Here is an 11,315-nt window from a genome sequence, read left to right on the forward strand (position 1 = left end):
CCCGTCACGCGGCCCAGTCGACCGTGAGGCCGTCGAGGACGCCGTTCACGAAGTCCTCGTCGACGCTCACGTCGGGTCCGGCGCCCCGCGGGGGCCGGTCGCGGAAGGCGACCTCGAAGACCGTGGTCCGGTTGGCGAAGAGATAGCGCCACTCGAGCGGGGTGCCGGCCAGCCTGGCCGCCTCGTCCTCGCGCAGATCCATCCTGAACCGCCAGACCTCCGCGTCCCCACGGGCCAGTCCGCGCCAGGCCGGCACCCGGTCCCGTTCCTGGCGGGCGTCCATGATCATGACGGTCATCCGGGGCTCCGAGGCGACCAGCATGACGCCGTACTGCTGGAGATGGGCGCCGGAGCGGCCGGTCAGCCGCGCCCCGTCCGGGGAGTCGGCGAAGTCCAGCTTCGAGACGATCCGCGTCAGCACCGAGGCGCGCGGGGCGGGGCCGCCGAACCAGGTGTGGGCCTCGTGGTAGGGGCCCGCGACGACCAGCGCGCTGTCGGAGCGGTCACCCGCCTCGATCACCATGAGGTCGAAGCCGGACCTGCGGACGGTCCGGGTGCGGGCGTCCGGCAGGATGCGCCCGGTGATCGCCCGATGCGCGCCGGCCGGGGCGATGGTGAAATCGCGGGCGAAATCCGTTCCGGTGAACCGGGTACTCCCGTGCCATTTCAGCGCGCCCGCGGCGGTGGGGATCTGTACGGAGACTCTGGCGCCGTCCGGCGCCGTTCGGACAACGTCAGCCATGTCGCCTTCCTCATGGGACGGGCCGGAATTCGGCCGGACAAGGAAAAGCCCGGTGGCATCCGGGCGGTTTGGCGCACGTTCTCCAACGGCGGGTGTTTCTGGAGGGCTCGTACGGAAGTTAGCAGCCGCCTTCGGCAGAAGGAAGTGTGCATGTCAGAGGTGTCCGTTGCCGGACATTCCTTCATTCCGTGTTCACCGCGCATTCCACCGCTCGCGGTCTCGCGGACGGTCCGGCGGTGAGCCGCTGAGCCCGGTGCCCCGGACGGTCACAGACCCACCGGGTCCTCGTCGTGCAGGACGCGCTGGAACATCGCGTGGTCGCGCCAGGCGCCGTCGACGTGCAGGTAGCGCGGGGCGGTGCCGATGCGTTCGAAGCCGCAGCGGCGCAGGACCGCCTGGGAGCGCTGGTTGTCCAGGAGGGTCGTCGCCTCGATGCGGTGCAGGCCGAGCGTGGTGCGGGCGGCCTCGCAGGCGTGCTCCACGGCCGCGGTCACCAGGCCCTTGCCCTGGTGGCTCGCGGCGATCCAGTAGCCCATGTACGCGCTGCAGAAGGGGCCGAGGACGATGCAGGTGAGGGTGAGTCCGCCCACGACCTGCTCGCCGTCCAGCAGATGCCACGGCGCGGCGCGCCCCGCCTCGAGGTCGGCGAGCTGGGACCGCATCCGCTCGGTCACGCCCTCGAGGGTGAACGTGTACTCGCTGCGCCGCGGCTCCCAGGGGGCGAGGTGCTCGCGGTTGCGCAGCCGGGCGTCGCACAGAGCGGCGGAGTCGTCGAGGGTGGCGGCACGCATGAGGACGCCGGCGGGCAGCTCGTACGAGGGCAAGGTCATCCGGACACCGTACTGCCCCGGTGCGCGGCGCCGTTGGCCGGCAGCGGCTGCTCCGTCCAGATCACCTTGCCCTCGGCGGTGTAGCGGGTGCCCCACCGCTCGGCGAGCTGGGCCACCAGGAACAGCCCGCGTCCACCCTCGTCCGTGATCGCGGCCTGCCGCAGGTGCGGGGAGGTCAGGCTCTCGTCGGTGACCTCGCAGATCAGGCTGCGGGCGCGGATGAGGCGGACGCCGATGCTGCCGGAGGTGTAGCGGATGGCGTTGGTGACCAGTTCGCTGAGGATCAGCTCGGTGGTGAACGCCTCCTCCGCCAGCCCCCACTCCGCCAGCTTGGCCGCGACGTCGGCACGCACCCCGGCCACGGCGGCCGGCACGGACGGCACCTCCCACCGGGCGACCTGGCCGGGGCCCAGCCGGAGCATCCGGCCCACCAGCAGGGCGACGTCGTCCTCGGGGCGCTCGGGCAGCATCGCCGTCAGCACGTCCTCGCAGATCCCCTCCGGGGTACGGCCCGGTCTGCCGGAGAGCGTCGCCAGCAGCAGCGCGAGCCCCTCGTCGATGTCCCGCTGGCGGTCCTCGACCAGGCCGTCGGTGTAGAGCACGAGCCGGCTGTCCTCGGCCAGCTCCATCTCGAGCGTCTCGAACGGCATCCCGCCGAGCCCGAGCGGCGGCCCGCCGGGCACCTCGGCGAAGGCGGCCGTCCCGTCGGGAGAGACGATCACGGGCTGGTGGTGGCCCGCGCGGGCGATCGAGCATCTGCCGGACAGCGGGTCGTAGACGGCGTACAGGCAGGTGGCGCCGGTGATGCCCGCGTCGGTGCCGTCCGCGGGGTCGTCCTGGTCGAGGCGGGCCGCCAGCTCGTCGAGGTGCCACAGCAGCTCGTCGGGCGGCAGGTCGAGGGTGGCGAAGTTGTGCACCGCCGTACGCAGCCGGCCCATGGTCGCCGCCGCGTGCAGGCCGTGCCCGACGACGTCGCCGACGACGAGCGCCACCCGGGCGCCGGGCAGCGGGATGATGTCGAACCAGTCGCCGCCGACGCCGCCCACCCCGCCCGCCCCTGCGAGGGCCGGCAGATACCGGTACGCGGCCTCGACCGCGTCCTGCTCGGGCAGGCTGTGCGGCAGCAGGCTCTGCTGGAGGGCCACGGCCATGGTGTGCTCGCGTGTGTAGCGGCGGGCGTTGTCGATGCTGACGGCGGCGCGGGTCACCAGCTCCTCGGCCAGTGACAGGTCCTCCTCCTCGAAGGGGGCCGAGTCCGCCGAGCGCTGGAAGACCGCCTCGCCGAGGACCACCCCGCGGGCACGCACGGGGACGGCCACCCGTATCCGGTAGCCGTCGGGGCGCCCGCTGCCCGCGACCCGGCGCATCGGGGCGTACTTCTGGTCGGGCGCGGGCTCCTCGCCGCGCAGCACGGCGGGCAGCAGGTCGACGGTGGCGTGGTCGGCGAACCGGGCGGCCGCGAAGTCCGTCAGCTCCTGGCAGGTGCGCACCACGTCCAGGGTGGTGCCGATCTCCGAACCCGCGTCGTGCAGCAGCCGCAGCCGGCCGCCCGCCCGCTCGGCCCGTCGTGTCTCACTCTGCAGCAGCGTCGTGTCACGCACCGTGGTGACCGTCCCCGGCAGGGCGCCGGCCTCGTCGATGGGGCGCTGGCTGACGGCGAGCGCCCGGTCCCCCACCTCGTACACCTCGTCGGTCGCGGTACCGCCGGAGGCCAGCAGCCCGGACAGCGGGGGCTCGATGCCCAGCTCCGTCACCTCGGCGCCGTCCGGGTCCGGCGGGAGGTCCAGCAGGCGGCGCGCCTCGTCGTTGGCCAGCATGACCCGCCGGTCGCCGGAGAGGATGAGCACGCCCTCGCGTACGGCGTGCAGCACCGCGTCGTGGTGGTCGTACATGCGGGTCATCTCTTCGGGGCCGAGACCATGCGTGAGGCGGCGCAATCGGCGGCCCACCGCGGCCGCGCCGATGAGGGCCAGCAGCAGCGCGCCGGCGGTCGCGCCCAGCAGCAGGGTCACCTCGCCCTGTACCGAGGCCGCGATGTGCTCGATGGTGATGCCCGCGGAGACCATGCCGACGACCTGGCCGTCGGAGTCCGTGATGGGTACGACGGCCTGGACCAGGGGCCCGATGGTGCCGGTGATCTTCTCGGTGATCACCTCGCCCTTCAGGGCGGGCCCCAGGTCGCCGACGAACTTCTTGCCGATGCGGTCGGGCAGCGGGTGCGTGTAGCGGATGCCGTCCCGGTTCAGGACGACGACGAAGTCGACGTGCCCGCGTTTGCGGGCCTCCTCCGCCTTGGGCTGCAGGACGGCCGTGGGATCGGGGCTCTCCAGCGCCTCCACGATGCCCGGCGAGTTCGCGAACGCCTCCGCGACCGCGATGGAGCGGTTGCGTGCCTCCCGCTCTGCCGCGGCCTTCGCCTGCAGCAGCAGCGCCACGGCCGCGGCCGCGACCAGCGGCACGATGATGGCCACCTGCAGCAGGAAGACCTGGCCGGCAACGGTGCGGGCGCGTCTTCGCGCGGTGCGTCCGGCCATGGTGCGTGCGTGCCTCCCTCGTCCGAGTCTGCGCGCCCCGCCCCCGGTCCGACAGCCGGACTGGGCCGAGTGGGCATGGGGCCCGCTGAACAGCTTGTACGTCCAGCATGGCGCGATTTCGCCGGTTGTGGGGGTGCCGGGTGCTGGACGCCTGGGCTGCCCACGGCCCGGGTGGTGCGCGGCCTCAGCTCCACCAGGCCGCCACCCGGTGCAGGGCGGTGAGGAAGGCACGGGGCAGTGCGCCCTCGTCCGGGAGGAATCCGGCGCCCGCGGTCGCCAGCAGCGCCAGATCGCCGACGACGAGGGGCCGGGGGCGGACCGACAGCCGCCGCAGTGCCCGGTCCCAGGGCGCCGGATCGGCGGTTCCGGAGGCGATCCACTTCCGCAGCGCGGGTTCGTGGGCCTGCAGCGCGCGGTGCCGGGTGTCGTTGCCGCGGATCCGGCTGACGGCGTCGAGGGTGCGCACCACCGCGTCGGGGCAGCCCGCGGCGCTGCGGGCGATGTGCGTCAGGGCCTCGGCGCGGAGGCGGTCGAGCGGGATCTGGTCCGCGGCGTCCAGCGCGGAGTCGAGGAGGGCGCCGCGCAGTGGGGCACGCGCGTGCCCGGACAGGGAGCACAGCAGCGTGACACGCTCGGCAGGGTCCGCCTTGAGGTGGACGGCCTCACGCAGTTCGCGCACCCAGCGGGCGTCGACGGCGGGCAGCTTGCGCCGGAGCAGCCCCGCCAGGCCGCCCGGTGTGTACTGGTACCGCTCGTGGCTCCACCAGTCCGCCGCACGTGCCGCCCGTACCACCTCCTGCCACAGCCGGTCGGGGGTCGGCGGGCCGGCCGCGGCGATCAGCCCGCCCAGCAGGTCGATGCGGAGCAGGGGGTCCTCGAGGCGCACTGCCATCGCCTCCACCTCGTCCCGGCACTCCGCGGGGAAGTCCGCGACGACCGGAACGAGTTCCCACGGCCGCGTGGCCTTCGCGGCCAGCTGGCGGTGGGCCACCTTGTGTCGTTGGTCCGTGGGCAGGCGCTGCAGGGCCCTGCGTACGTCGGCGGGCTTGCGGTGTGCCGCCTCCTCCGCGACCACGTCGGTCACCGTCTCGAGGGCGGGTCCGTGCACGAGGCGTGCCAGGCCGAGCAGGGGCGTCAGACCGATGTCGGGCCGGCGCGGTGCGGCCGTCTCCACCAGGGGGGTCAGGAACATGGCGACAGTGTCGGCGTCGGCTTGGCGCGCAAGGACCGTTGCGGCGGCGACTCGATCGCCGAAGGGCAGCTGCCCGGCCATCCGCACGAGTTCGTGCAGCCGGTCGCCCGCGTACGGCAGCAGGGCTTGCAGGCGGTGCGTGGCCACCGGGTTCCCCAGGGCGCGGGCGAGCAGCGCGGACCGGGTCGCGGGGTCGAGGCGCGGAAAGGCCCGGGTCAGCTCGTCGGCCAGCAGCTGACGGACGCTCCCCCTGTCGCCGGCCCGGATCCTGAGCGTTCGGTGCGCCGCCTCCTTCACCCGCTCGGCAGGAAGCCGGGACAGCAGGTGTGCTGCCAGCGGGCTCGCCGCCCCGGCGAGGATCTCCCACACCTGGAAGCTCGTCTCCTCAGACAACGCGGGCGGCAACGCGTCCAGCAGGCGTTCCATATGCCAATCGGCATCGCCGTGTTCCGCCTGTGCCGTGAGCAGGTCGGCCAGCAGGGGCATCACCAGCTCGCGGACCACGCCGTCCTTGTCCTGGGACAGGGACAGCAGTCCGCGGGCCGCCCCGTGCGTACCGGCCAGCACCGACACCCGGGACGCGACGTCGGTGAGCCCGGCGAACACCGTGCTGAGTTCCTCGGCCACCAACGCGGGGCGATCCGCGAACACGGCGGCCAGGTCGCGCAGGATCTCCATCCGGATCGCGCTGTCGGGGGCGCTGCGGGCCTCGTCGAGCAGGCGGGACTCCAGCCGCGGACGGGAGCGCTCCGACACCCGGCGCAGGGCGGATCGCAGCGCCCTGACACGCTCCAGGGGCCACTCGAGCCGATCCACCCATGACAGGGCCGCATCGACCGCGGCGTCCGCCAGCGGTACGTCGACCGACGCCAGGTACCGCTGCACCTCGTCGTCCTCGAGCCGGCCCGGCCGGAACACCAGGTCGTTCTGCAGGTCCGCCAGCGCCTGCTCGGACACGTCGACATGCACGCCGTGCAGCCCCTGGATCCTGGGCAGCACGTCGTCGATCCGCTGCGCGGACTCCAGGGCCTCGACGAGCAGTTCGTCCGCGTCCGGCCCGTCACCGCGGGCCACGGCCAGTGCGGTGAGGGCGGCAGCGCGCTGCGGCTGGTGCAGCCGGCGTGCCGGGTTGAGCAGATCGCCGGTCACCCGGGTCGAGGTGCCGCGCTGCCGCGCGCGCAGGTGTGCGAGCAGAGCCAGCTCCTCCACCCGCGGCACCACATCGCTCCGGGTGACGCGCTGTTCCAGGTCGTGTCGCAGCCGCCGGCCCACGGACTCGGGGAGCACCGTGGCGAGTTCCTCCGCATCCGCCGAATGCCAGTCCGTGAGGAGGAAGGAGAGGTCGTAGGGCCAGTGGTCCCCCTCGGTGGCCGCTATCCACGACCGGGCGTCGACGATGAGGCGCCGCGCGACCCGCGGAGCGACTTCGTCCAGTGATCCAACCAGGTCCCCGTGCTCCGCCGAGGGGTCGAACTCCGCAAGCGCGAACCGTGCCCGGATCCGGTGGCTGTCCGTGACCGTCTCGCTGATGCGGGCACGGACGGCGTCGACGGCGGCCTCCGCCTCGTCCGGCGGGAGGTGGCGGGCGAGCGCGCCCACCGCCCGGACCGCGGTCAGCGGATCGGGCGTCGTCGCCGCCGTCCGCACCGCCTGCGCACGCAGCACGTCGGGTACGTGCGCGGCCATCGCCAGCAGCGCGAGGCCCCCGCGGCGGGGGTCCTCGTCCACGGCGCACAGGTCCAGCGCCTCCCGGGCCAGGGCCAGGCGCTCGTCCGGGGGCAGGCGCGCGCTCAGGGCGGCCACCGCGATCGCGCGCGGGGAGGGGAACTCCAGTGACCGGGCTTCGGCCAGGGCCCGGCGGGCGGAGCGCGCGCTCAGGCGGGTGCTCAGCCGCGCCAGGGTATGGGCACGCCGCCCCTGGGACTGCAGGGTGCCCGCCACGGCCACGCACTCGTCGAGCCATTCGGGTCCGACGGCCTGCGCAAGGCGCTCGACGGCGGCGGCGCGCCGCCGCTCGTCCGTCATCCGGCGGCACAGCGCCAGCGCCTGCGCCGGGGTGAGCAGACCCCGCCGGGTGGCCGCGGCCAGGAGCGGCGCCGGGATCCCGTCGCTGCGTGCCGCCACGCTGGCGCGGGCCAGCGCGCACGCGAAGCGCACCTCGAACGACCGCTCGTCGCACCGGGTCTCGGCCCGCCGCCAGGCCCGGTCGCAGTCGTTGAGGAACGGGCTGTCCGTGCCCTCGAGTGTCTGGCCGGCCCGCAGCCAGCCCCCGTCCACCAGGGCGTAGAGGTCCTCGTCGGCGGCCCCGGCGCGTTCCAGGTGCGCGCCGTGGAAGCGGACGGCATAGGGGGCGACCTCGATACTCCCCCGGCGGGCCCGCTCCAGGGCGCTCCGGCCGTAGGCGACGAACCGCTCGTCCCAGGCGTCGCGTTCACCGCGCCCCATCAGGTCGCGGAAGAACATGCCGAGCCGGGGGTGCGAGTAGACGAAACCGGTGTCCCGGCCGTCGCCGATGACGAACCGGCCGACCTCCCGGGCCAGGCCGTACAGCCGCAGCGACGACGGCGGCCGGGGCAGGACGCCCAGCAGGTCGTCCCGGCTGAGCGGACCGAGCGCACAGGCCAGGGCGTTGAGGAGGTCCTCGAGGTCCTGCCGCTCGGCGGCGGTGTTGCGGTGCTGCGCCCGCCACTGCCGCTCCTGGTCCTCCCACCACCGCTCGAAGTAGCCCGCCAGGCCCTTGCTGACGGACGGCAGTTCGTCCGGGCTGATCGCCGCGGCCCGTTCGCCGTACGGCAGCAGCGCCTCGACGTACAGCCGTACGAGGAGGGGGTCGCCCTCACTCAGCCGGTAGAGCTCGCTGACGACGTCCACGTTGGCGGCGAGGCCGGCCAGCGGATCGCCCATCGCGTGCAGCACCTGGCCGACGCCCTCGCGGTCCATCGGGGGGAGCGGCAGGCTGACGGCGAGGGAGTCCCAGTTCAGCCGGTCGAGCCAGCCCGCGTCGTCGGTGTCCCCGGCCAGGTAGCGGGCCGAGGCGAGCACGCGTACGCCCTCGCCGGGCGCGGCGGGGAACAGGTCGGGGCCGGGATGCCAGTCGGTCGCCTCGTCGAGGCCGTCCATCACCACCAGCAGCGGGCGGCCGTCGGGCGGCGGGCGCCGCAGATAGCCGAGGCATGCCTCCTGCCACTGTTCGGCGGACATGTCGGGCGAGCCGGGTGGGTCCCCGTACACCTCGCCGAGCCGGGTGGCCAGCGCGGGGAACACCACGCCGGCCTGGGCGGTGTTGAACCGGATGCTCACCGGGACGACGACCACGTGCGCGTGCTCCTGGCGCATCACCTCCTGCGCCCACCGCACCAGCAGGGCCGACTTCCCGCGGCCCGCCTCGGCGGCCACCAGGGCGTATGGCGGGGCCTGCGGGTCCGCGAGCCAGCCCGAGAGCCGACGCAGCTGGGACTCCCGCCCGCCGAATGGCACGGGTGCCCCGTCGCGACCGAGGTACTCGACGAGGAAGTTCTCGATCCTGCCCGCGTAACCCGAACTGAGGGCGGACAGCCCGGCCAGCAGCGGTGTGACGGCGTCCGCGGCCTCCCGCCAGCGGCGGTCCACGCGGTGGAAGGCGTCGTGTGCCCGCAGGACCTCCGGATGGAGCGCGCCCAGCAGGCCGACGGGCACACCCCAGCCGCCGGCGGCCCTGCCGGTGTCGCGCGACGTCTTCAGCACGCCGCACACGCCCATCGTGCGCAGATTGAGCAGCGGGCCCCCGCTCATGCCCGAAACCGCCTGGCCCCCGGCGAGCTTGAGCAGGTCCCCGCCCACGTCGTGCACGCCCTCGTAGGTGAAGGTCACCGGCTCCAGCTGTGCCTGTGCCGGGGACCAGGTACGGGTGTAGCCGCTCCCGTGCAGCCGGTCCTCCCAGCGTGGTTCGTCCGTGTCGAGGCGTACGCACGGATGCCCGATCCGCTCCACCTCGAGCACCGCGAGGTCGGGATGGGGATACGGGCCCGGCGCAGGGCTGCCGTCGGCGGGCGGGTGGACGGCCACGATCCGGGCCGCGGCGCTGCCGCCGTGCCACGCGGCCTGCAGCCCGTCTCCGCCCGCCACGACGTGGGCGCACGTGACAACCGTGCGAGGGGCGACGAAGAAGCCGGTGCCGCCCGCGGCGCCAGGGCCGCTGATACGGACCAGGCAGTCACCCAGAAGTCGTCTGATCCCCTGCATTTCCGGCGCCGTTCCCGTCCTGCCCCGCCCTGCCGGCGGCGCTCTCGTGGTCCACCGTGCGGTCGGCGCCGCTCCCGCGACCTCCCGTGCCGCCGGCACCCCTCTCCCACTCCAGGGTGATCCTGAGCGATGCCTTGCTGCCGCTGTCGACGAAGACACTCACCAAGCTGCCCCCCTTCACGCCCAGTTCAAGGCCGAACTCGACCGTGGCCCGGGACGGCTTGATCTTCTCCATGCTCCCGGCGATCACCGAGCCCACACCCTGCAGCGCATCGCTCACGGGGGCGAAGGACAGCAACCGGTCGAGCCCCACGTCCTGGGGTCCCCCCGGAGCGGCCGCGTCCAGCTGCCGCACCCTGGCCATCATGCGCTTCCCGTCGGGAAGCTCGACTTCCACCGTCTTCTCGTCGTCCACCGCCCGCCCCCGTCGTCCGCCTGTGCGGCAAGTGTGACAGCCGCGTGCCAGGCCGGTCACCGAAAGTCGCCGAGTCCGGGAGATCCCGGGGCCGTCGGAACAGGGGTTGGCCGGGCCGCGGACCACGCCCACCGATTCGGCCAGTTCACGGTTTCACCCCCGGCCGGGGCCCGGCCGCTGAGACACTGTCTGCGCCCATGCACGACATGTGACGAAAGTGGGCCGCAATGCGGGATGAAATCGCCATGAGCCCCCGGGGCACGGCTGCGGTGACGGATGAGGACGAGCTGCGGGCGCTGCTCGCGGCGCTGCGCGCGCTGCGGGACGGCAACTTCCGTATCCGCCTGCCCGAGGAACGCGGCGGGACGGTCGGGGAACTCGCTTCGGTGTTCAACCAGATCGCCGACCGCAAGGCCCACTTCGCGGACGAGCTGGCCCGGGTGCGCGGCAGCGTCCTGCGGCAGGGGCGGCTCGACGAGCGGGTCTCCGCCAGTCCCGGGCAGGGCTCCTGGGCCACCGAGGTCGCCCACGCCAACACCCTGCTGGACGCCCTGGTCGGGCCCGCCGCAAACGCCACCCGGGTGCTGGACGCGGTCGCCGGCGGCGATCTGACGCAGCGGGTCGACCTGCACGACGGCACCCGCCAGCTGCACGGCGATCTGCGCCGGCTGGGTACGGCGGTCAACAAGATGGTCGACCAGCTGTCGCTGTTCACCGGCGAGGTCACCCGCGTCGCCCGCGAGGTGGGCACCGAGGGCCGGCTCGGCGGCCGGGCGAAGGTGCAGGGGCTCTCGGGCAGCTGGCGGCAGGTCACCGAGGCCGTGAACATGATGGCCGCCCGGCTGACCGCGCAGGTCCGCGACATCGCCGTGGTGACGACGGCCGTGGCGAGCGGTGACCTGACCCGTACGGTGACGGTGGAGGCGACCGGCGAGCTGCTGGAGCTGAAGCTCACGGTCAACACGATGGTCGCGCAGCTCTCCGCGTTCGCCGACGAGGTCACCCGGGTGGCCCGCGAGGTCGGCACGGGCGGCCAGCTGGGCGGCCGGGCGCAGGTACGGGGTGTGTCGGGCGTCTGGAAGGACCTCACCGACAACGTCAACTTCATGGCCTCGAACCTGACCTCCCAGGTCCGCAACATCGCCCAGGTGACGACGGCCGTCGCCAACGGCGATCTGAGTCAGAAGATCACGGTGGACGCGCAGGGCGAGATCCTGCAGCTGAAGTCGACCATCAACACGATGGTGGACCAGCTCTCCGCGTTCGCGGACGAGGTCACGCGCGTGGCCCGCGAGGTCGGCACCGAGGGAAACCTCGGCGGCCAGGCCCAGGTACGCGGCGTCTCCGGCGTCTGGAAAGACCTCACCGACAACGTCAACTT

General features: G+C 73.8%; 6 protein-coding genes. 1 reads left to right on the plus strand and 5 read right to left on the minus strand.

Going from position 1 to position 11,315, the window contains the following annotated elements:
- Positions 1-4: 4 nt before the first annotated feature.
- From AB0M28_RS06265 to AB0M28_RS06285, 5 genes are all read right to left on the minus strand, one after another.
- The gene (locus tag AB0M28_RS06265) at positions 5-742 is read right to left on the minus strand and encodes a hypothetical protein (RefSeq protein ID WP_365398584.1); all 738 of its coding nucleotides are present in this window, start codon (positions 740-742) and stop codon (positions 5-7) included.
- A 266-nt stretch (positions 743-1,008) separates the two neighbouring features.
- Positions 1,009-1,572 (minus strand): GNAT family protein, encoded by a 564-nt coding sequence (locus AB0M28_RS06270; protein WP_365398587.1) that lies wholly within the window; start codon positions 1,570-1,572, stop codon positions 1,009-1,011.
- Positions 1,569-4,106 (minus strand): SpoIIE family protein phosphatase, encoded by a 2,538-nt coding sequence (locus tag AB0M28_RS06275; RefSeq protein WP_365398590.1) that lies wholly within the window; start codon positions 4,104-4,106, stop codon positions 1,569-1,571. Before AB0M28_RS06275 ends, AB0M28_RS06270 begins: the two co-directional genes overlap by 4 nt.
- A gap of 184 nt (positions 4,107-4,290) precedes the next feature.
- A complete protein-coding gene (locus tag AB0M28_RS06280) occupies positions 4,291-9,519 on the minus strand; it encodes a serine protease (RefSeq protein ID WP_365398593.1) in 5,229 nt (1,742 codons plus the stop codon).
- Positions 9,491-9,934, minus strand: a complete 444-nt coding sequence (locus AB0M28_RS06285) for a CU044_2847 family protein (protein ID WP_365398596.1) — start codon at positions 9,932-9,934, stop codon at positions 9,491-9,493. Before AB0M28_RS06285 ends, AB0M28_RS06280 begins: the two co-directional genes overlap by 29 nt.
- A 308-nt stretch (positions 9,935-10,242) precedes the next feature.
- On the opposite strand from AB0M28_RS06285, the gene AB0M28_RS06290 reads away from it, so the two are divergent.
- Positions 10,243-11,315 (plus strand): HAMP domain-containing protein (locus AB0M28_RS06290; protein WP_365398803.1); only part of this gene is annotated, 1,073 nt, incomplete at its 3' end.

Source organism: Streptomyces sp. NPDC051940 (genome assembly GCF_040680895.1).
In the GTDB taxonomy this organism is placed as follows: domain Bacteria; phylum Actinomycetota; class Actinomycetes; order Streptomycetales; family Streptomycetaceae; genus Streptomyces.

What these genes read in the sequence shown, in the direction of transcription:
- AB0M28_RS06265 (WP_365398584.1), bottom strand. Translation starts at nt 742, where the DNA reads ATGGCTGACGTTGTCCGAACGGCGCCGGACGGCGCCAGAGTCTCCGTA.
- AB0M28_RS06270 (WP_365398587.1), bottom strand. Translation starts at nt 1,572, where the DNA reads ATGACCTTGCCCTCGTACGAGCTGCCCGCCGGCGTCCTCATGCGTGCC.
- AB0M28_RS06275 (WP_365398590.1), bottom strand. Translation starts at nt 4,106, where the DNA reads ATGGCCGGACGCACCGCGCGAAGACGCGCCCGCACCGTTGCCGGCCAG.
- AB0M28_RS06280 (WP_365398593.1), bottom strand. Translation starts at nt 9,519, where the DNA reads ATGCAGGGGATCAGACGACTTCTGGGTGACTGCCTGGTCCGTATCAGC.